The organism is Jeongeupia sp. HS-3 (assembly GCF_015140455.1).
Classification (GTDB): domain Bacteria; phylum Pseudomonadota; class Gammaproteobacteria; order Burkholderiales; family Chitinibacteraceae; genus Jeongeupia.
On the sequence record NZ_AP024094.1, the window covers coordinates 2,050,904 to 2,070,691 of the forward strand.

The following is a 19,788-nucleotide window of genomic DNA, read 5'->3' on the forward strand; positions in this document are numbered from 1 at the left end:
ACTAACGCCCCCAAGGCCCGGACACGGTCGAGCGCCGTTCCAGCAGGCAGATCGCCTGCGCCTCGACCGCTTCGGACGCGCCGACCGGGCCGAGCTTCTCGTAGGTCTTGGCCTTGACGTTGACGTCGGTGGTTTCAATACCGAGATCGGCGGCGATATTGGCGACCATCTGCGGAATATGCGGCGCCATTTTCGGCCGCTGGATCAGGATGCTGGCGTCGATATTGCTCACCCGCCAGCCCGCCTCGGCCACGCGCCGTACCGCCTCGCGCAACAACACACGGCTGTCGGCACCCTTGAATTCCTCAGCGGTATCGGGGAAATGCCGGCCGATATCACCCAAGCCTGCGGCGCCAAGCACGGCGTCGGTAATCGCGTGCAACAGTGCATCGGCATCCGAATGGCCGAGCAGGCCCTTTTCGAACGGAATCGTCACGCCGCCCAGAATCAGCGGCCGACCTTCGACCAGCCGGTGTACATCCCATCCTTGGCCGATTCTCATTTGTTCTCTCCTGCCTGACTCACGACCAGCGCGGCAATCGCCTCAAGCTCGCAAGCATCCACATCATCAAAATCGCCCAGCCGTTCGCTATCGACATCAAGCACGCCGATCACCCCGCCCTGCGCATTGCGCAGCGGCACGACGACTTCCGAGCGCGATGCCGACGAGCAGGCGATATGACCGGGAAAAGCATCGACATCGGCAACCAGCTGCGTTTCGTTGCGCGCCCACGCGGTTCCGCAAACACCGCGACCGTGGCGGATACGGAAACACGCCACCGGCCCCTGGAACGGCCCGAGCACCAGCTCGTCGCCGTCAACCAGATAGAAGCCGACCCAGAGCCAGTCGAAGGACTGTTTCAGCGCCGCGGCGGTATTGGCCAGCCTGGCGGTGAGATTGGTTTCACCATCGAGCAAGGCCGCCAGTTGCGGCAGCAAGGAGGCGTAGCGGGCAGCCTTGTCGCCGCCGGCAATGATCAGGTTTTCGGCCATTCTGTTCCGTTCCTCGCTGCCAGAATCAGACTGGCAAGCTGCAAATCGTGCGGGTAGGTCACCTTGAGGTTCCACGGGCTGCCCATCAGCAGCCGTGGCGATTCGCCCTGTTTCTCCAGCGCGCTGGCCTCGTCGGTAATGTCCGGGCCCATGCCGGTTTCGAGTGCACCGGCGAGCACCGCAAGACGGAACATCTGTGGCGTTTGCGCCTGCCACAGCCCGGCGCGCGAGGTGGTTGCGGCGATCCGGTCGCCCGCGGTCGCACGCTTGAGGGTATCGGCGACCGGCAGCGCCAGAATGCCGCCGACCGGGTCATCACGTAATGCATCGATCATGCCGGCGACTTGCGCCGGATCGACGCACGGCCGCGCCGCGTCGTGCACCAGTACCCAGGTATCCGAGGCGGTAAACAACGACAAGGCCTGCAAGCCGCTGAGTACCGACTCGGCGCGGCTGTCGCCGCCGCAGCGCATGACCACCAGCCGTTCAAAGCCTTGCCAGTCGTACGCGTCCCACCACTCATCCTCGGGCGAGACCACCACAAAAATGCGTCCCAGCGCCGCCACCGCGTGCAGCGCGGTCAGCGTGTGCCAGATCAGCGGCTTGCCCAGTAGATCGAGGTATTGTTTCGGCGTTTCGCTCGCCATGCGGCTGCCGCTACCGGCGGCCGGCACCAGCGCGATGGCGCTCGTCATTGCGTTCCGGCCTGCGGCACGGTCAGTTCGCGCCACAAGCACGTGCCCTTGACCGATTTATCCAGCACATCGAGGTAGGCTTCGTGCAACGCCAGATCCTCGCTCGGCACGCTGGCGACGATCAAGGGCTTGCGCGGCCGGCCCTGGCTGAACGAGGCGGCGTCGGCCGCGGCATCGCCGGAGGCGAAGTCGATCAAGAGGCTGTCCTGACCACGGGTCAGCGCCAGATAAACTTCGGAGAGCAGTTCGCAGTCGATCAGCGCGCCGTGCAGGGTACGGCCGCTGCGGTCGATCTCGAAGCGGTCGCACAGGGCATCGAGGTTGTTGCGCTTGCCCGGGAAGGTGTCCTTGGCCATCTTCAGCGTGTCGATTACGCCCGACACGTAATCGGTGATCGGCCCGCGACCGAGCTTGCCGAGCTCCATGTTCAGGTAGCCGACGTCGAACGGCGCGTTATGGATGATCAGCTCGGCGCCGTCGACAAAACGCAGGAAGTCGTCGGCAATATCGGCGAACTTGGGCTTGTCGGCCAGGAACGCCGTCGTCAGGCCGTGCACGTTGAGCGCGCCCTCTTCCGAATCGCGGCCCGGATTGATGTAGCAATGCAGGTGACGGTCGGCCGACAGCTTGCGATCGACCATTTCGACCGCGGCGATTTCAAGGATGCGGTTGCCGTCTTCGACACGAAGGCCGGTGGTTTCGGTATCCAGAATGATTTGCCGCATCAGGCTCTCCCCAGCGCCACGTCGACGCCGCGATTGGCGAGCTCATCGGCGCGCTCGTTCAGTTCGTGCCCGGCATGGCCCTTGACCCAGTGCCAGCTGACCGCGTGGCGGGCGACTTCACCGTCCAGCCGCTGCCACAGGTCGGCATTCTTCACCGGTTTCTTGTCGGCGGTTTTCCAGCCGTTTTTTTTCCAGTTGTGAATCCAGGTTTCAATGCCGTTCTTCACGTACTGCGAGTCGGTCCACAAGGCCACCGCGCACGGCCGCTTGAGCATCGCCAGCGCCTCGATCACCGCGGTCAGCTCCATGCGGTTGTTGGTGGTATCGCGCTCGCCGCCAAACAGCTCTTTTTCCTGCTCGCCATATTGCAGCAGCGCGCCCCAGCCACCGGGGCCGGGGTTGCCTTTGCAGGCGCCATCGGTGTAAATCGTAACTGTAGTCATAATCTGCGAAGGCCCGACATGCGCGCCCTCTTGTTCCTTTTGTGCGCCACCGCGACTCAGGCGGCGACGTTTTGTCCTTACAAACTGCCCGGCAACGACAAGAGCGAGCGCTGGGTCAACCTGACCGTGGTGCAATACGTCGAACTATCCGATACCGAAGCCCACCTGATTTTCGGTGGCGGCAATCTCGGCAGCGGTCACGATGTAAAAATCCCGCTCAAAAGTCGCGATGATGGCCAGAAGCTGCTGCGCGATCTGGTCGAAACCTCGCGCCGCTGCGATCCGGCCTGAGCCGTGACTCACTTGCATTTATCTTTGGCCGCCTGCTGGCGCAAGCGCTCGATCCGCACCGCCTGATCAATCACGGTGGCCGGTTTACCCTGCGGCAACCGCGCCGCATTACGCCAAGCCGGGCCGATCAGGCGCATGCCGCGCACGCGCTTGACCACGTCGAGGCAATAAATCCCGCCCGCCGCCGGCCACCAGCGATCGCCGGCGTTTTCAAGAAAACGTCCCTTCTCGATCCAGTTTTCCCGTTGTACCGGTGGGCCGTAACATAAAAATTCACCACGCACGGTTTCCAGCCCCAGCAGCGATAGCCAGTCCTTGAGCCGCGGCAGCGCTACGAAATGGCCGGACCACGGCACATCGCCCCGATTGCGCCACTTTCTCAGCCCCCACAAACTCCACGGATTGAAGCCGGTCACCAGCATGCGCCCTTCCGGCAGCAGCACCCGTTCGGCCTCGCGCAGTACCGCATGCGGATCGGCGCAGAAATCGAGCACATGCGGCAGCACCAGCAGATCGAGTGACTGGCTGGCGAAGGGCAGTTGTTCCGGCCGGCAATGCAAAGCGCAGCCATCGCCACGCCCAACGATCGTGCGCCATGGCATCCGGTTGGTCGCCAGGGTATCGAGTTGCGGCAATCCAAGCTGTACCGCCTTGTAGCCAAACAGGTCTGCGGCGATACGCGCGTACCAGTCCGTCTCCTGCTGGGCGACGTAACGCCCTAGCGGCGTCGCCAGCCAGGCGGCAAAATGATCGAACGATGTCAAGCAGTCCACGGGACCTGTCATGCTGGAACTCACCCCGCTACCAATATTCGACGACAATTATATCTGGGTTTTGCACGACCACCGCCGCGCGCTGGCCGTCGATCCGGGTTTGGCCGCACCGCTCGAACGCTTTCTGGCCGGACGCGGCCTGCAGCTTGATGCGCTGCTCGTCACCCACCATCACCACGATCACACCGGCGGTCTGGCCGAGCTGGTCGCCGCGCACCCCGGCATACCGGTCTATGGCCCGGCGCGGATTCCCGAGGTCAACCGGGTGCTGGCCGGCGGCGAAACCATCAACGTGCTCGATCTAAGCGTCGACGTCCTCGCCGTACCTGGGCACACGCTCGATCATCTCGCCTATTACGGCGCGCCTTGGCTGTTTTGCGGCGATACCTTGTTTGGCGCCGGCTGCGGCCGGCTGTTCGAGGGCTCACCGGCGCAAATGTACGCATCGCTCTCCAAACTTGCCGCGCTTCCGCCTGAAACACTGGTGTGCTGTACACACGAATACACGCTGTCTAATCTGAAGTTTGCCAGAGCCGTCGAACCGGACAACATCGCAACGCAAGACCGTGACGACGCCGATCGCGCCAAGCGCGCACAAGGGCAGCCAACGCTGCCGAGTACCATCGCACTGGAACGAGCGACCAACCCTTTTTTGCGCTGCTCGGAAGCGACGGTGATCGCGGCGGCCAGCGCACGGCATGCCAACGGCGCCGATCCGGTCAGCGTCCTTGCCGCCATCCGTAGCTGGAAAGATCATTTTTAGCCGCCCGGCGCCAGATCGAACGCTTGCGTTGACAGCCTTGGCGGGGGTCGGCACCATCGCGCAACTGATTAAAAGATGAGCATAGCAACATGCGTTTCCCCTCACTGCTCGGGCTGCTTGCCGGTCTCAGTGTCGCCAGCGCGGTGGCCGCACCGCAGCCGCGACTGAACGCCGACGGCCAACTGAACAATCCCCAGTTTTTCATTGCCGACGATACCAACCGTACCGTCGACATTCTTTTTGGCGAGGTCGCCCGCCTGCAGTCCTACGACGATCTGTGGGCGCGGGTACGCGCCGGTTTTGCGATGCCCGAACTCGACGACCCGCTGGTCGAGAAATGGGAAAACTATTACGCCAGCCGTCCCGAATACCTGAACCGCATTATCGAGCGTGGTGGCCGCTATCTGTATTTCGTCGTCGATGACGTCGAGCGCCGCGGCATGCCGATGGAGTTGGCGCTGCTGCCGATGATCGAATCGGCCTACAACCCGAAAGCCGAGTCATCGGCCAAGGCCGCCGGCATGTGGCAATTCATGCCGGCCACCGGTAAACAATACGGACTGGAACGCACCTGGTGGTACGACGGCCGCCGTGACGTGGTCGCCGCGACCGACGCCGCACTCGATTACCTCGACAAGCTGCACGGCCAGTTCAACGACTGGCAACTGGCACTGGCTTCGTACAACTGGGGTGAAAACGCGGTCGCCCGCGCACAGACGAAAAGTGCCGCCGCAGGCCTGGGCATGACGTACAGCGATCTGCGCATGCCGAACGAGACGCGCAATTACGTACCCAAGCTGATGGCGGTGCGCAACATCATCGCCAATCCGGCCGCATTTGGCGTCACGCTTGCCAGCGTACCGAACAAACCTTATTTCGCAGCCGTCAGCACCGGCCGGCATATGGACGTACAAGTGGCGGCCGATTTGTCCGAAACCCCGGTGCAGGAGCTGCTGAAGCTCAATCCGGGCTTCATTCGCCCGGTGATTGCCTACAAGGATGATCGCAAGCTGGTGATCCCGGCCGACAAGGTCGCTGCCTTCCAGCGCAATCTCGCCAATTACGACAAGCCACTACTCAACTGGCAGCCTTACGTCACCAAGCGCGGCGAATCGTTCGCCCAGCTCGCGTCGCAGTTCGGTATCGACGTGAGCGAGCTCAAGGATATCAACGATATCGGCAGCGACGGCGCCGCGCGTGGTCAGACCATTCTGGTGCCGAACGTGCCGGGACTGGATGTTTCCAACCGGCAGACGCTGGTCGCGCTGCATGAGAACCGTACGGCCGATCCGATCGACACCGGCGCCAGCGATGCCCCGCTTGCCGTCATCAAATACCGCGTAGCCCGCGGCGACACGCTCTTCAACATTGCCAGCCGCTACGGGATGAACGTGGCCGATTTGCGCAAGCTGAACCAGCTCAAGGCCGACGATGTCCGCCTTGGCAGTACGCTCAAAGTGGCCAGCGTCACCCGCACCGCCAGCGGCAAGAAGGCCCCCATCCAGCGTGAATACGTGGTCAAGAATGGTGACACGCTGGCATCGATCGCCAGAAAACACCGGGTTGACGCCGACGATCTGAAACGCTGGAATCCGCAGAAACTCTCACCGGGCATCCGTCTGGTCATCTACCAGCCGCCGGCTTGAGCCTTTCTCCGGGAACAATCAAAAAGCCCGTCATCACGACGGGCTTTTTGATTGTCTGCCAGCAGTATCAAACCGACTTCAATCGGGCGTGTAGTCGGCCGTATAAGCCAGCAATGCCTCGACACGGCCCCGCATGCCGTCGTAACGGCAGTACAGCAACTGACGCTCGGTCGAGCCTTTTTTCAGCCCGTTGAAAAACCAGCTGACGCCGCCGCTGCTGGCCTGATACGGGCTGGGATACTTGAACTGCTTGTATCCCGCCGCACGCGCAGCGCTGGCGCAGGCGTCACGTGCAACGCCGGCGGTCGCTTTCCATGCGTCGTTATTGCCTGCCTGCACTTGGCCGGCAAGCAGCGCCAAAGCAATGCCTGCCATTGCACGCGTCAAACTCATTGCGCTGCGTCACCGATTTGTTTGCCCTCGGCCAGCCACTTGGCATGGTGTTCGCGCATCAGTTGCACCGCATCCTCGATCGTATCGACCACGACCGGAATCTGCATGTCCACGCCACTGGCCAGCCCGGCGCCGTTGTCGACCATATAGCGCTTGGCCCAGTCGACCAGCTCGTGCCACATGTCGCCGACCAGAATCAGCGGCGTGCCATAGAGCTTACGCACCTGCAGGAGCTGCCAGACCATCGCCAGCTCCAGCAGCGTACCGACGCCGCCCGGGGTCACGATAAAGGCGTTCGACCGCAGAACGAAGTGGTGCAGCCGGGAGAAAAAGGTCTTGTGTTCGAACAGGCGACCGACAAAATCATTGGCACTCTGTTCGAAATCGAGATCAATGCGGATGCCGACCGATGCCTCGGGCGAATCCGGTGCGCCTTCACGCGCGCCCTCGTTGGCCGCCTGCATCAGGCCCGGACCGCCGCCGGTGACGATGCGGCAGCCCATGGCGGCGAGTTCGGCCGCCAGCTGCTTGACCGCCTCGTAGGCCGGCGTGGCTTCTTCGATGCGTGCCGAACCGAAGATCGTCACGTGATAGTGCGGGGTATGCTGCGGCCGCAGCTTGGACAGATCGTCGACAACGTCCCACAACTTCAGGACAGCGCCGGTTACCAAACGCAGCGTCGCTTCACTATCGGCTGCCGGAAGATCGGGATTTACGCTTTGATCCATATCGCTCTGAAGTACGTCCAAAAGATGAACTTAAACGCTCACCCCTGCTGCTGCAAAGGGAACGCCCGGCCAAAATCGCAGCCCCCGGAGGAGCGCACGCTGAAACCGAAAGTGGGTCGCTATGGTAGCAGATCATGCGCTGCACCATGCACCGCCTCGCGCAGGCTATTTGGCGCAGGCATTCGCATTCGCTTGTGCGTTACCAGCGAGTCCACCGCCACAGGTCTCTGTGGCGGTGTCAGTTCCGAGGTCTTTGAATGGGCTGCGGTGCGAAGCTGGTATTTGACTACTGAAGCCGGATCAGTCCAACAGCCACAGGCCAGCATCACCACTGGCCTGGCCATCTCGCCGAAGAAATCCTCGCCGGTGCATTGCGCGACCAAGGCGGCATTACGTTCGTGCAGTACATCGTTACGCCATCGTTGGGCGAGCACTGGCCCCACGTCCGGCAGCTGGAAGCCCAGCCGTCGCGGGTCGAAACCCGCATGCCTAGGGGCAGAATGCCCCCGAGGCAGCGGTCACCGCGATCATGCGCGGCATCGAATGCAACGCGCAGGCGCGTTACATCGGCACATCACAGTGATCGCGGGTCATCCACCGGCTGCAGGGCCTCGCCGAACGCATCCTGCGCAACTGGTGAGCCGGTTCAGCGACGTGCGGTGATCTTGCCTTTGCCGGCAGCCTGCAGCGTCAGCGTGCCGTCGGCGGCGATCGCGTAGCGCTGAACCTGGTTGAGGAGCTTCAGGAAAGCGGTCTCCTGCTTCATCGCCGCCGGGGCGCATGCCATCCGCGTGGTCGCGACCTTGCCGATCGTGAGCGCGTCGCCGTTCAAGGTGTACTGGCCGGAATAGCGGTTGCAGCCTGCGCTGCCCGAGATGCGGCCATCCGCACCGAAATTCAGCCTCGCCGGGTGGCTGGCCTTGCTCACGGTTCGCCACTCGGCGCCCTGCAGCGCCGCGGCGGGCGTCGCCGTCACCGGCACGCATTCGGGATAACTCTTGCCCTTGATCTGTAACATGCCGCCCTGCCCCTTGGACCAGAACCAGGTCTGCGGGTCTTTATTGTCCACATACTTGGCGCCGGACGCGGCCGGCACCTGGGTCAACGCGAAGCTGCTCCGCCCGGCGACCAGGGTCATCGCCTCGCCACTGAAGTCCACGCTGATCTGCCGATCGCCGCATGGCAAGGTGCGGGCCTGGGACTGCGCCTGATGCTGCTGCGCCAGCAGCAAGGTACCCAATTCGGTCGTGCCGGAACTCCGCGTCAGCGCGACCGGCTTGCTCACCCATGCCAACTTGCCCTGCTGTTCGATGCTGCCACGAACCACGTATTTTCCGTCGGCCGCCAACATATTCCGGTTGACCGCCAGTTCAAAGGGCACCGGCACCTGCTTGCCCTGCAGCGCAATGCGCGTGTCCTTCACGACCTTGTCGGTCACCGTATCGCGGATTTCGACGACCGCGACGGCATCCGGCGGCAAGGCGATACGCTCACGGTAAGCCAGCTCGCCTTTCACGGTTTGCAACTGCACCAGCTCGCTGACGCTGGACGGAACACCGGCACAACCGGTCAACGCGGAACCGGCACCCAGTACCATCACCGCGGCTGCAATCGAACGAATCATCGAAGTTCTCCTGTGTTTGGACACGCTGAAGTCTAGTCCCCGTCATCCGGCAAGGCTTGGGCAATAATTGCTGGCTTTTCTTGACGCAGAGATGTCTCGAACATAATTGTTGCTTACATCAACAAAATAAAGAGCCCTCCAGCACGGTCCCGAAACAAAAACGGCGCACCCAAGGTGCGCCGTTTCGTTCGCCAATCAGCGGTTCAGAACGGCACGCCCAGCATCAGCCGCACCGCCTGGGTGTAGCCCGAACTGTTGTTGAGCGTGCTGCTGTAGTCGAGCGAGAACGTCATCTCGCCGCGCAGCGCGATTTTTCCGCCAGCCTCGATAATCCACTGGTTCCGCTGTGTCGGTGCCAGGTGGGCGACGTAGCCCAAGCCGTAGGCGGCCAGATCGGCGTAGGCCAGATAGGCATCGTCGCTCCCCTCGAACTGATGCTGGTATTCGACCCGCATCCGCGGCGTGAGCCTGCCGAAGTCCAGGTCGAAACTGGTTTCCCCGCGTACGCCGAGCTTGCCGCTGCTCATGCGGACGTCCTGACCCGCATAGGTCAGTGCACTGACGCCCGGTGCCGACTCGGTGTAGCCGTCAAGCGTGGCCGACATCATGTCGAGACGACCGTAAGGAGAAACCAGCCAGCTCCCGTTGCGATACTCGTAGCCGGCCGCGAGCAGACCGAACAGCTGCCGGCCGTTGCGCGAACCGGACGCGTTTGCGCCGGAATCGGTAATGTAACGATCCAGATCGAAGTTCAGCCAGCCATACCCCAGCACGCCATCGACGAACAGGGTTTCTGTCGGACGCAGGCTGGCATACAGCGCGACGGTGCCGGAGCGGCCTTCGCTCTTCGAGCCGTTGCTGCCGACATCGCTGACGTCGCGGCTGAAGCCGCCACCGACGCCGACCGACAGCAGGTCGTTGACCCGATAATCGCTGCCGACGCTGATCCCGTCCGTGCTGAAGCGGAACTTGTCCTGCCCGGTCACCGCGTCCCGGCGACCAAAGTCGAGCCCACCGCCGATCCAGAATGCCAGCTCGTTCCGTGCCGCATGGTTGGCTTCGCCTGATGCTTCGCTTGCGCCGGCATCGACCTTGGATTTGCTACGTCCCGATGCGTCGGCGAGCCGGTTTGAACGTCCCCGTTTCGACAGCTCCGGATCGGCGTCCCGGTCGGCATGCAAGCCGAAGTTGCTGGCGCTCAGGCCGAAGTCCGAGTCGCCCCAGCCCTTGCCGTGCAGGCTTTCCAGCCGGCGGTTGAAGTTGTCGAGCTGCGCCCGGGCAAAGCGCTTGGTCGCGTCGGTCTGCGCCGCCAGCAATCCGGTCACTTCCGGATCCTTGGACGGATCGGGCCGTGCATTGACGGTCACCGTCGCCGTGCCGCGGGTCGTTCCCCAGGCATTGCTCAGCGCGTAGCCGATCGTCACCACGCCGGCGAACGCCGGCGGCGGCGTATAGACGATGGTGAGCCCGCGCACTTCGGCCGTTCCATTGGCCGGCGGCGTAACCAGCGCCAGCCCGGTGAACGGGCCGCCGCTTGCACCGGCGGTCACGTCCAGCGTCACCGGCGCGCCGGACACCGTCGTCGCGCTCACCGGTGCCAGCACCGGCGGCGGCGGCGTCACCTGCAGCGTCACGGTTGCCGCGGCCGAGGTCCCGGCTGCGTTGCTGGCGGTGTAGCTGAAGCTGTCGGTGCCGACAAAGCCCGGGTTCGGCGTATAGCTCACCGACGGTGCACCGCTGCCAGCATCGGTGACGCTGGCAAGCACCTTTCGGTTCGCGCCCAGGCCCGTGACGTTCAGCGTGCCGTGACGCGGCGGGCTGACCACCGTCACGCTGACGACCGGGCCACCGTCGATCAGCAGCGGAATCACCGTGCTGCCGCTGTTGGACGCGATCGTGGTGGTTGCCGGCTGCGGCGCCGGCAGCGCCGGGTTGACGGTGATGTCGACCGTTGCCGGCGCAGACTGGCCGCTGGCATTGGTTGCGGTATAGCTAAAGCGGTCGGTGCCGGAATAGCCGGCAGTCGGCGTATAGCTGATCGTCGTACCGCTGACCGAAGCCGTGCCGTGGCTCGGCGCGGTTGCGACCGCAACGCTGACCGCGACGCCACCGGCGAGCTTGAGGGCGATCGGATTGTTGCTGCTGTTGAATGCCACCGTGGCGGTCACCGCGCCGGCGATCGTCGCCTGCGGATTGACGATGAGGCTGACCGTGGCGACGGATGTACCACTGACATTGGTCGCGGTGTAGCTGAAGCTGTCCGTGCCCGAGTAGCCCGCTGTCGGCGTGTAGGTGACGACCGCAGCGCTGACAGTGGTCGTGCCGTGGCCCGGCGCGGTGCTGACGGTCACGCCACTGGCCGCGCCGCCGCTGATCGACGCAGCAAGGTCGATCGGTATCGCCGTGTTGTAGGGAACCGTCAGGCTCAGGGCGCCGGCCACCGGCGCCAGCGGGTTGATGGTGACCGTATACGCCTTGCTGCCGCTGAACGGCGCGCCACCACCGGTACTGTCGGTCGCCTGGACGGTGAAGTTGAACGTGCCGACGGCGGTCGGCGTGCCGGTGATCGCGCCCGAGGACGGATCAAGGCTCAAGCCGGTCGGCAGGCTGCCGGCCGAAATGCCGAACACGTACGGCGCAGTACCACCGCTGGCGCTGGCCGTTTGACTGTAGGCACTTCCTACCTGCCCTGCTGGCAGGCTGGCCGGCGCGACGGCAATGCTCGGTGCAGCCACGGTGACGGAATAGCCCTGGCCCTTGGTAAAGCCGTTGGCGTCGGTCGCGGTCACGGTGAAGCTGAAGCTGCCTGCGGCCGTCGGTGTACCGGTGATCGCACCACTGCCAGCATTCAGGTTCATACCGCTCGGCAGGCTGCCGTTGCTCACCGCGTAGGCATACGCTGCCACGCCACCGCTGGCGGACACGGTCTGGCTGTAGGCGGTGCCGACTGCCGGATTAGGCAGCGTGCTTGGCGAGACGGTGATGGTCGGCGCGGCGATGGTCAGCGTGTAGGTGCCGGTCAGCGAATGCGGCCCGGCGCCGGTGGAGCTGTCGGTGGCTTTTACCTTGAAGGTCACGGTGCCGGCACTGGTCGGCGTGCCGGACAGCGTACCGGTGGCGGTATTGAACGACAGCCCGGTCGGCATGGCGCCGGAATCCACGGAGAGCGGGTCGAGACGGTGTGGCGCGGTGCCGCCGCTGGCGGCGAAGGACTGGCTGTAGGCCGTGCCGGCGGCGCCGTTGAGGGCGCTGCCGCTTGCCGGGCTCATGATCAGCGTCGGCGCGTTGATGGTCAGCGTATAGGCACTGCTGCCGGTGTACTGCGTGCCGCCGCTGCTGTCGGTCGCGGTGATGGTGAAGTTGGTAGGCCCGCTCTGCGTAGGCGTACCGGATAACACGCCGGAGCCACTCAAGGTCATCCCGTGCGGAACTGCGCCGGCGGTGACGGCAAAGGTGTAGGGGGCGGTACCGCCGGCGGCCGTGATCGTCTGGTTGTAGGACGAGGCAACGTTCGCGCTTGGCAGACTGGCAGGGCTGACGACAATGCTCGGCGCGCCCACGGTGACGGAATAACCCTGGCCCTTGGTAAAGCCGTTGGCATCGGTCGCGGTCACCGTGAAGCTAAAGCTGCCGGCGGCCGTCGGCATACCGGTGATCGCACCGCTGCTGCTGTTCAAGGTGAGTCCTGCCGGCAGGCTGCCGCTGGTCACTGCGTAGGTATACGGCGTGACGCCACCGCTGGCGGAGACGGTCTGGCTGTAGGCGGTGCCGACTGCCGGGTTCGGCAGCGTGCTCGGCGAGACGGTGATGGTCGGTGCGGCGATGGTCAGCGTGTAGGTGCCGGTCAGCGAATGCGGCCCGGCGCCGGTGGAGCTGTCGGTGGCTTTTACCTTGAAGGTCACGGTGCCGGCACTGGTCGGCGTGCCGGACAGCGTGCCGGTGGCGGTATTGAATGACAGCCCGGTCGGCATGGTGCCGGAATCCACGGAGAGCGGGTCGAGGCGGTGTGGCGCGGTGCCGCCGCTGGCGGTGAAGGACTGGCTGTAGGCCGTGCCGGCGGCGCCGTTGAGGGCGCTGCCGCTTGCCGGACTAATGATCAGCGTCGGCGCGCCGACCGTGATCGTCACCGTCGCCGGCGCCGAGGTGCCGCCAGCGTTGGTCGCGCGATAGGTAAAGCTGTCGGCACCGGTATATCCCGCCGCCGGGGTATAGGTGATCGTGGTGCCGCTGGCGGTTGCGGTACCGTGGGCGGCCGGCGTGCCGACGGCAACACTGGTTGCGGCCCCACCGGACAGGTTCAAGGTAATCGGGTTGCTGCTGCTGCCATAGCCAACGCTGGCGCTGACCGCGCCGGCGGTGGGCGGCGGCGCGCCGACCGTGATCGTCACCGTCGCCGGCGCCGGGGTATAGGTGAGGTGCCGCCAGCGTTGGTCGCGCGATAGGTAAAGCTGTCGGCACCGGTATATCCCGCCGCCGGGGTATAGGTGATCGTGCCGTGCCGCTGGCGGTTGCGGTACCGTGGGCGGCCGGCGTGCCGACGGCAACACTGGTTGCGGCCCCACCGGACAGGTTCAAGGTAATCGGGTTGCTGCTGCTGCCATAGCCAACGCTGGCGCTGACCGCGCCGGCGGTGGGCGGCGGCGGCGCGCCGACCGTGATCGTCACCGTCGCCGGCGCCGAGGTGCCGCCAGCGTTGGTCGCGCGATAGGTAAAGCTGTCGGCACCGGTATATCCCGCCGCCGGGGTATAGGTGATCGTGGTGCCGCTGGCGGTTGCGGTGCCGTGGGCCGCCGGCGCGGCGACGGCGACGCTGGTTGCCGTGCCACCGGACAGGCTCAAGGTAATCGGGTTGCTGCTGCTGCCATAGGCAACGCTGGCGCTGACCGCGCCGGCGGTGGGCGGCGGCGGCGCGCCGACCGTGATCGTCACCGTCGCCGGCGCCGAGGTGCCGCCAGCGTTGGTCGCGCGATAGGTAAAGCTGTCGGCACCGGTATATCCCGCCGCCGGGGTATAGGTGATCGTGGTGCCGCTGGCGGTTGCGGTACCGTGGGCGGCCGGCGTGCCGACGGCAACACTGGTTGCGGCCCCACCGGACAGGTTCAAGGTAATCGGGTTGCTGCTGCTGCCATAGCCAACGCTGGCGCTGACCGCGCCGGCGGTGGGCGGCGGCGGCGCGCCGACCGTGATCGTCACCGTCGCCGGCGCCGAGGTGCCGCCAGCGTTGGTCGCGCGATAGGTAAAGCTGTCGGCACCGGTATATCCCGCCGCCGGGGTATAGGTGATCGTGGTGCCGCTGGCGGTTGCGGTGCCGTGGGCCGCCGGCGTGCCGACGGCAACACTGGTTGCGGCCCCACCGGACAGGTTCAAGGTAATCGGGTTGCTGCTGCTGCCATAGCCAACGCTGGCGCTGACCGCGCCGGCGGTGGGCGGCGGCGGCGCGCCGACCGTGATCGTCACCGTCGCCGGCGCCGAGGTGCCGCCAGCGTTGGTCGCGCGATAGGTAAAGCTGTCGGCACCGGTATATCCCGCCGCCGGGGTATAGGTGATCGTGGTGCCGCTGGCGGTTGCGGTGCCGTGGGCCGCCGGCGCGGCGACGGCGACGCTGGTTGCCGTGCCACCGGACAGGCTCAAGGTAATCGGGTTGCTGCTGCTGCCATAGGCAACGCTGGCGCTGACCGCGCCGGCGCCGGCGTGCCGACGGCGACGCTGGTTGCCGTGCCACCGGACAGGTTCAAGGTAATCGGGTTGCTGCTGCTGCCATAGCCAACGCTGGCGCTGACCGCGCCGGCGGTGGGCGGCGGCGGCGCGCCGACCGTGATCGTCACCGTCGCCGGCGCCGAGGTGCCGCCAGCGTTGGTCGCGCGATAGGTAAAGCTGTCGGCACCGGTATATCCCGCCGCCGGGGTATAGGTGATCGTGGTGCCGCTGGCGGTTGCGGTACCGTGGGCGGCCGGCGTGCCGACGGCAACACTGGTTGCGGCCCCACCGGACAGGTTCAAGGTAATCGGGTTGCTGCTGCTGCCATAGCCAACGCTGGCGCTGACCGCGCCGGCGGTGGGCGGCGGCGGCGCGCCGACCGTGATCGTCACCGTCGCCGGCGCCGAGGTGCCGCCAGCGTTGGTCGCGCGATAGGTAAAGCTGTCGGCACCGGTATATCCCGCCGCCGGGGCCGACGGCAACACTGGTTGCGGCCCCACCGGACAGGTTCAAGGTAATCGGTGCTGCTGCCATAGCCAACGCTGGCGCTTGCGGTCGTCACCGTCGCCGGCGCCGAGGTGCCGCCAGCGTTGGTCGCGCGATAGGTAAAGCTGTCGGCACCGGTATATCCCGCCGCCGGGGTATAGGTGATCGTGGTGCCGCTGGCTGGGCGGCCGGCGTGCCGACGGCAACACTGGTTGCGGCCCCACCGGACAGGTTCAAGGTAATCGGGTTGCTGCTGCTGCCATAGCCAACGCTGGCGCTGACCGCGCCGGCGGTGGGCGGCGGCGGCGCGCCGACCGTGATCGTCACCGTCGCCGGCGCCGAGGTGCCGCCAGCGTTGGTCGCGCGATAGGTAAAGCTGTCGGCACCGGTATATCCCGCCGCCGGGGTATAGGTGATCGTGGTGCCGCTGGCGGTTGCGGTGCCGTGGGCGGCCGGCGCGGCGACGGCAACACTGGTTGCGGCCCCACCGGACAGGTTCAAGGTAATCGGATTGCTGCTGCGTGCCAACGCTGGCGCTGACCGCGCCGGCGGTTCACCGTCGCCGGCGCCGAGGTGCCGCCAGCGTTGGTCGCGCGATAGGTAAAGCTGTCGGCACCGGTATATCCCGCCGCCGGGGTATAGGTGATCGTGGTGCCGCTGGCGGTTGCGGTGCCCGCGCCGGCGCGGCGACGGCGGCTGGTTGCGGCCCCACCGGACAGGTTCAAGGTAATCGGGTTGCTGCTGCTGCCATAGCCAACGCTGGCGCTGACCGCGCCGGCGGTGGGCGGCGTGGCGGCGGCGCGCCGACCGTGATCGTCACCGTCGCCGGCGCCGAGGTGCCGCCAGCGTTGGTCGCGCGATAGGTAAAGCTGTCGGCACCGGTATATCCCGCCGCCGGGGTATAGGTGATCGTGGTGCCGCTGGCGGTTGCGGTGCCGTGGGCCGCCGGCGCGGCGACGGCGACGCTGGTTGCCGTGCCACCGGACAGGTTCAAGGTAATCGGGTTGCTGCTGCTGCCATAGCCAACGCTGGCGCTGACCGCGCCGGCGGTGGGCGTGATCGTCACCGTCGCCGGCGCCGACTGTCGGCACCGGTATATCCCGCCGCCGTCACCGTCGCCGGCGCCGAGGTGCCGCCAGCGTTGGTCGCGCGATAGGTAAAGCTGTCGGCACCGGTATATCCCGCCGCCGGGGTATAGGTGATCGTGGTGCCGCTGGCGGTTGCGGTGCCGTGGGCCGCCGGCGCGGCGACGGCGACGCTGCTTGCGGCCCCACCGGACAGGTTCAAGGTAATCGGGTTGCTGCTGCTGCCATAGCCAACGCTGGCGCTGACCGCGCCGGCGGTGGGTGGCGGCGGCGCGCCGACCGTGATCGTCACCGTCGCCGGCGCCGAGGTGCCGCCAGCGTTGGTCGCGCGATAGGTAAAGCTGTCGGCACCGGTATATCCCGCCGTCGGGGTATAGGTGATCGTGGTGCCGCTGGCAGTTGCGGTGCCATGCGCGGCCGGCGCGGCGACGGCAACACTGGTTGCGGCCCCACCGGACAGGTTCAAGGTAATCGGGTTGCTGCTGCTGCCATAGCCAACGCTGGCGCTGACCGCGCCGGCGGTGGGTGGCGGCGGCGCGCCGACCGTGATCGTCACCGTCGCCGGCGCCGAGGTGCCGCCAGCGTTGGTCGCGCGATAGGTAAAGCTGTCGGCACCGGTATATCCCGCCGCCGGGGTATAGGTGATCGTGGTGCCGCTGGCGGTTGCGGTGCCGTGGGCCGCCGGCGCGGCGACGGCGACGCTGCTTGCGGCCCCACCGGACAGGTTCAAGGTAATCGGGTTGCTGCTGCTGCCATAGCCAACGCTGGCGCTGACCGCGCCGGCGGCGGTGGGTGGCGGCGCGCCGACCGTGATCGTCACCGTCGCCGGCACCGAGGTGCCGCCAGCGTTGGTCGCGCGATAGGTAAAGCTGTCGGCACCGGTATATCCCGCCGCCGGGGTATAGGTGATCGTGGTGCCGCTGGCGGTTGCGGTGCCGTGGGCCGCCGGCGCGGCGACGGCGACGCTGCTTGCGGCCCCACCGGACAGGTTCAAGGTAATCGGGTTGCTGCTGCTGCCATAGCCAACGCTGGCGCTGACCGCGCCGGCGGTGGGTGGCGGCGGCGCGCCGACCGTGATCGTCACCGTCGCCGGCGCCGAGGTGCCGCCAGCGTTGGTCGCGCGATAGGTAAAGCTGTCGGCACCGGTATATCCCGCCGTCGGGGTATAGGTGATCGTGGTGCCGCTGGCAGTTGCGGTGCCATGCGCGGCCGGCGCGGCGACGGCAACACTGGTTGCGGCCCCACCGGACAGGTTCAAGGTAATCGGATTGCTGCTGCTGCCATAGCCAACGCTGGCGCTGACCGCGCCGGCGGTGGGCGGCGGCGGCGCGCCGACTGTGATCGTCACCGTCGCCGGCGCCGACGTGCCGCCTGCGTTGGCCGCGCTATAGGTAAAGCTGTCGGCACCGGTATATCCCGCCGTCGGGGTATAGGTGATCGTGGTGCCGCTGGCAGTTGCGGTGCCATGCGCGGCCGGCGCGGCGACGGCAACACTGGTTGCGGCCCCACCGGACAGGTTCAAGGTAATCGGATTGCTGCTGCTGCCATAGCCAACGCTGGCGCTGACCGCGCCGGCGGTGGGCGGCGGCGGCGCGCCGACTGTGATCGTCACCGTCGCCGGCGCCGACGTGCCGCCTGCGTTGGCCGCGCTATAGGTAAAGCTGTCGGCACCGGTATATCCCGCCGCCGGGGTATAGGTGATCGTGGTGCCGCTGGCGGTTGCGGTGCCGTGGGCCGCCGGCGTGCCAACGGTAACACTGCTTGCGGCCCCACCGGACAGGTTCAAGGTGACCGGGTTGCTGCTACTGCCATAGGCAACCGTCAGACTCGACGGGCCGGCTACCGGTGGCGCATTGGCATAGGTGAACTGATCCGCTGCATTGGTCGTGCTGGTACCGCCCGCAGTCGTCACCGTGACGTCGACGGTACCGGCCGAATGGGCTGGCGACATTGCGGTAATCGAGCTTGCGCTGTTGACAGTGAACGAGCTGGCATTGGTCCCGCCGAACCTGACCGACGTCGCCCCGGCAAAGCCGGTGCCGGTAATGATCACGCTGGTCCCGCCGGCGGTCGACCCCGAATTTGGCGAAACGCCGCTGACGGCCGGCACCGCAATGTAGGTGTACTGGTCCGATGCACCGGTCGCGCTGATCCCGCCCGCGGTCGTGACGGTGATGTCGACGGTACCGGCCGAACCGGCCGGAGACGTCGCGGTAATCGAACTTGCGCTGTTGACCGTGTAAGAGGCAGCGTTGGTCCCGCCGAAGCGGACAGCCGTTGCACCGGTGAAGTTGCTGCCCGAGATGGTGACGCTGGTACCGCCGGCAGTCGGGCCGGAACCGGGGGAAACACCGGAAACGGCCGGTGCGAGCACGGCGTAGGTGAACGCCCCCGTTAAAGTGGCGGTGCCACCAGATGTGGTCACGGTGATATCGACGGCGCCAGAGCCCGCAGGCGAGGTCGCGGTAATCGAGGTCGCACTGTTGACGATGACAGAGCCAGCATTGGTCGCGCCGAACTTGACCGCAGTCGCACCGTTGATAAAGCCGGTGCCGGTGATCGTCACGCTGGTACCGCCCGCACTCGGGCCGGATGTTGGCGCAACCGACGTCACGGTCGGCACAGGCGCGTTGTAGGTGAACGCCCCCGTCAACGTGGCGGTGCCACCGGGCGTGCTCACGGAGATATTAACGGTGCCTGAACCCGCCGGCGACGTTGCGGTAATCGAAGTATCACTGTTGACGATGACGGAGCCGGCATTGGTCGCGCCAAACTTGACTGCCGTCGCACCAGTGAAGTTGGTGCCGTTAATCGTCACGCTGGTGCCGCCAGCTGTCGAGCCAGAACCAGGAGCGATACCGGAAACGGTGGGCACAGGAGTGGTAGAGGTAACGTTGATCGTCAACGCCCCGGTAGAAGTCCAGGTGCCACCATTACCCGTGATATAGAACGTTGCGGTGTCGGTACCCGTGAATGAGGCACTTGGCGGCGTATAGACAAAATAGTTAGAGCCGCCCCAAAAGCCGTAGATTTTGAGCGTACCGCCGTTCGCAGTTGGCGTTACGATGTTATTAGCGCTGTAATCGTCCTCCCCCGCCGGAACATTTGAGATGCCCATGTTCAACGGATCACACTTGGCGTTGTCGCTACCTGCAGGATATGAACTACCGCTCCAGGCCCCCGACAGCGTGTAGGTCTTTGTCGTGTTTTGCGGTAAAGAAAACGAGACCGAACACGAAATCGCGAGGGCCGCCTGCGACACCAGCAGCACCGAACATGCCGCAATGGTGGCAATCGCGTAGCGACGGGCAAGGCGGCCCGCTCCTCCACGCAATCCTGAAATCCCTGCCATCAGGACAAACCAGACCCAGCTTGCAATCCACGCCTGCCGTTGCAGCGTGGATTGATTCATTTCCGTCGCATCTCGCATTGCTTCCTCACCAGGC

20 protein-coding genes and 1 pseudogene are annotated in these 19,788 nt (G+C 65.7%); 3 read left to right on the forward strand and 18 right to left on the reverse strand.

Annotated features, from left to right (window positions below; all coding sequences use genetic code 11):
- Position 1: 1 nt before the first annotated feature.
- From ispF to rnhA, 5 genes are read right to left on the reverse strand one after another with little or no spacing between them, the layout of a single operon-like run.
- Positions 2-502 carry a 2-C-methyl-D-erythritol 2,4-cyclodiphosphate synthase gene (gene ispF, locus JLC71_RS09775; RefSeq protein WP_200915244.1) on the reverse strand — a complete coding sequence of 167 codons (501 nt, stop codon included), beginning with the start codon at positions 500-502 and terminating at the stop codon, positions 2-4.
- Positions 499-993 (reverse strand): GAF domain-containing protein, encoded by a 495-nt coding sequence (locus tag JLC71_RS09780; protein ID WP_200915245.1) that lies wholly within the window; start codon positions 991-993, stop codon positions 499-501. The genes ispF and JLC71_RS09780 overlap by 4 nt, the downstream gene beginning before the upstream one ends.
- Positions 978-1,688: a 2-C-methyl-D-erythritol 4-phosphate cytidylyltransferase gene (gene ispD, locus JLC71_RS09785; protein ID WP_200915246.1), complete on the reverse strand. Its 711-nt coding sequence runs from the start codon at positions 1,686-1,688 to the stop codon at positions 978-980. The genes JLC71_RS09780 and ispD overlap by 16 nt, the downstream gene beginning before the upstream one ends.
- Positions 1,685-2,413, reverse strand: coding sequence for a DNA polymerase III subunit epsilon (dnaQ, locus tag JLC71_RS09790; protein WP_200915247.1), 729 nt, complete (start codon positions 2,411-2,413; stop codon positions 1,685-1,687). The genes ispD and dnaQ overlap by 4 nt, the downstream gene beginning before the upstream one ends.
- Positions 2,413-2,856, reverse strand: coding sequence for a ribonuclease HI (rnhA, locus tag JLC71_RS09795; RefSeq protein WP_374757595.1), 444 nt, complete (start codon positions 2,854-2,856; stop codon positions 2,413-2,415). The genes dnaQ and rnhA overlap by 1 nt, the downstream gene beginning before the upstream one ends.
- A gap of 18 nt (positions 2,857-2,874) precedes the next feature.
- Here rnhA and JLC71_RS09800 point away from each other — a divergent pair, with 18 nt between their 5' ends.
- A complete protein-coding gene (locus JLC71_RS09800; RefSeq protein WP_200918397.1) occupies positions 2,875-3,147 on the forward strand; it encodes a hypothetical protein in 273 nt (90 codons plus the stop codon).
- 8 nt (positions 3,148-3,155) lie between these two features.
- On the opposite strand, the gene JLC71_RS09805 is transcribed toward JLC71_RS09800, so the two are convergent.
- A complete protein-coding gene (locus JLC71_RS09805; protein WP_236250853.1) occupies positions 3,156-3,920 on the reverse strand; it encodes a class I SAM-dependent methyltransferase in 765 nt (254 codons plus the stop codon).
- 10 nt (positions 3,921-3,930) lie between these two features.
- Between JLC71_RS09805 and gloB the strand changes: the two genes are divergently transcribed.
- On the forward strand, positions 3,931-4,683 hold the full coding sequence (gene gloB / locus JLC71_RS09810; protein ID WP_200915249.1) for a hydroxyacylglutathione hydrolase: 753 nt from the start codon (positions 3,931-3,933) through the stop codon (positions 4,681-4,683).
- An 89-nt stretch (positions 4,684-4,772) separates the two neighbouring features.
- Positions 4,773-6,329 carry a lytic transglycosylase gene (locus JLC71_RS09815; protein WP_200915250.1) on the forward strand — a complete coding sequence of 519 codons (1,557 nt, stop codon included), beginning with the start codon at positions 4,773-4,775 and terminating at the stop codon, positions 6,327-6,329.
- A 78-nt stretch (positions 6,330-6,407) separates the two neighbouring features.
- Here JLC71_RS09815 and JLC71_RS09820 read toward each other — a convergent pair whose 3' ends face one another.
- From JLC71_RS09820 to JLC71_RS09870, 12 genes and pseudogenes are all read right to left on the reverse strand, one after another.
- On the reverse strand, positions 6,408-6,704 hold the full coding sequence (locus JLC71_RS09820; RefSeq protein ID WP_200915251.1) for a hypothetical protein: 297 nt from the start codon (positions 6,702-6,704) through the stop codon (positions 6,408-6,410).
- 14 nt (positions 6,705-6,718) lie between these two features.
- Entirely contained in the window at positions 6,719-7,450 is a 732-nt protein-coding gene (locus JLC71_RS09825; RefSeq protein ID WP_200915252.1) for an LOG family protein, read from the reverse strand.
- A gap of 646 nt (positions 7,451-8,096) precedes the next feature.
- On the reverse strand, positions 8,097-9,074 hold the full coding sequence (locus JLC71_RS09830; RefSeq protein WP_200915253.1) for an META domain-containing protein: 978 nt from the start codon (positions 9,072-9,074) through the stop codon (positions 8,097-8,099).
- A gap of 203 nt (positions 9,075-9,277) precedes the next feature.
- A complete protein-coding gene (locus JLC71_RS09835) occupies positions 9,278-13,462 on the reverse strand; it encodes a putative Ig domain-containing protein (protein WP_236250854.1) in 4,185 nt (1,394 codons plus the stop codon).
- The gene (locus tag JLC71_RS16720) at positions 13,459-13,806 is read right to left on the reverse strand and encodes an Ig-like domain-containing protein (protein ID WP_374757629.1); all 348 of its coding nucleotides are present in this window, start codon (positions 13,804-13,806) and stop codon (positions 13,459-13,461) included. The genes JLC71_RS09835 and JLC71_RS16720 overlap by 4 nt, the downstream gene beginning before the upstream one ends.
- Positions 13,740-14,705 (reverse strand): annotated as a pseudogene (locus JLC71_RS16455) (Ig-like domain-containing protein); the annotation flags it as partial. The pseudogene JLC71_RS16455 and the gene JLC71_RS16720, both read right to left, overlap by 67 nt.
- The gene (locus tag JLC71_RS09850; RefSeq protein ID WP_200915255.1) at positions 14,702-15,253 is read right to left on the reverse strand and encodes an Ig-like domain-containing protein; all 552 of its coding nucleotides are present in this window, start codon (positions 15,251-15,253) and stop codon (positions 14,702-14,704) included. The gene JLC71_RS09850 and the pseudogene JLC71_RS16455, both read right to left, overlap by 4 nt.
- Complete coding sequence (locus tag JLC71_RS16725; RefSeq protein WP_374757630.1) at positions 15,160-15,423, reverse strand: Ig-like domain-containing protein; 264 nt, start codon at positions 15,421-15,423, stop codon at positions 15,160-15,162. Before JLC71_RS16725 ends, JLC71_RS09850 begins: the two co-directional genes overlap by 94 nt.
- Positions 15,330-15,758: an Ig-like domain-containing protein gene (locus tag JLC71_RS09855; protein WP_236251039.1), complete on the reverse strand. Its 429-nt coding sequence runs from the start codon at positions 15,756-15,758 to the stop codon at positions 15,330-15,332. Before JLC71_RS09855 ends, JLC71_RS16725 begins: the two co-directional genes overlap by 94 nt.
- A complete protein-coding gene (locus JLC71_RS09860) occupies positions 15,755-15,982 on the reverse strand; it encodes an Ig-like domain-containing protein (RefSeq protein ID WP_200918398.1) in 228 nt (75 codons plus the stop codon). Before JLC71_RS09860 ends, JLC71_RS09855 begins: the two co-directional genes overlap by 4 nt.
- Positions 15,979-16,323: an Ig-like domain-containing protein gene (locus tag JLC71_RS09865; protein ID WP_236250855.1), complete on the reverse strand. Its 345-nt coding sequence runs from the start codon at positions 16,321-16,323 to the stop codon at positions 15,979-15,981. The genes JLC71_RS09860 and JLC71_RS09865 overlap by 4 nt, the downstream gene beginning before the upstream one ends.
- Positions 16,320-19,772: a beta strand repeat-containing protein gene (locus JLC71_RS09870; RefSeq protein WP_374757596.1), complete on the reverse strand. Its 3,453-nt coding sequence runs from the start codon at positions 19,770-19,772 to the stop codon at positions 16,320-16,322. Before JLC71_RS09870 ends, JLC71_RS09865 begins: the two co-directional genes overlap by 4 nt.
- Positions 19,773-19,788 lie beyond the last annotated feature (16 nt).

What these genes read in the sequence shown, in the direction of transcription:
- gloB (WP_200915249.1), top strand. Translation starts at nt 3,931, where the DNA reads ATGCTGGAACTCACCCCGCTACCAATATTCGACGACAATTATATCTGG.
- ispF (WP_200915244.1), bottom strand. Translation starts at nt 502, where the DNA reads ATGAGAATCGGCCAAGGATGGGATGTACACCGGCTGGTCGAAGGTCGG.
- dnaQ (WP_200915247.1), bottom strand. Translation starts at nt 2,413, where the DNA reads ATGCGGCAAATCATTCTGGATACCGAAACCACCGGCCTTCGTGTCGAA.
- JLC71_RS09870 (WP_374757596.1), bottom strand. Translation starts at nt 19,772, where the DNA reads ATGCGAGATGCGACGGAAATGAATCAATCCACGCTGCAACGGCAGGCG.
- ispD (WP_200915246.1), bottom strand. Translation starts at nt 1,688, where the DNA reads ATGACGAGCGCCATCGCGCTGGTGCCGGCCGCCGGTAGCGGCAGCCGC.
- rnhA (WP_374757595.1), bottom strand. Translation starts at nt 2,856, where the DNA reads ATGACTACAGTTACGATTTACACCGATGGCGCCTGCAAAGGCAACCCC.
- JLC71_RS09815 (WP_200915250.1), top strand. Translation starts at nt 4,773, where the DNA reads ATGCGTTTCCCCTCACTGCTCGGGCTGCTTGCCGGTCTCAGTGTCGCC.
- JLC71_RS09780 (WP_200915245.1), bottom strand. Translation starts at nt 993, where the DNA reads ATGGCCGAAAACCTGATCATTGCCGGCGGCGACAAGGCTGCCCGCTAC.
- JLC71_RS09800 (WP_200918397.1), top strand. Translation starts at nt 2,875, where the DNA reads ATGCGCGCCCTCTTGTTCCTTTTGTGCGCCACCGCGACTCAGGCGGCG.
- JLC71_RS09820 (WP_200915251.1), bottom strand. Translation starts at nt 6,704, where the DNA reads ATGGCAGGCATTGCTTTGGCGCTGCTTGCCGGCCAAGTGCAGGCAGGC.
- JLC71_RS09825 (WP_200915252.1), bottom strand. Translation starts at nt 7,450, where the DNA reads ATGGATCAAAGCGTAAATCCCGATCTTCCGGCAGCCGATAGTGAAGCG.
- JLC71_RS09830 (WP_200915253.1), bottom strand. Translation starts at nt 9,074, where the DNA reads ATGATTCGTTCGATTGCAGCCGCGGTGATGGTACTGGGTGCCGGTTCC.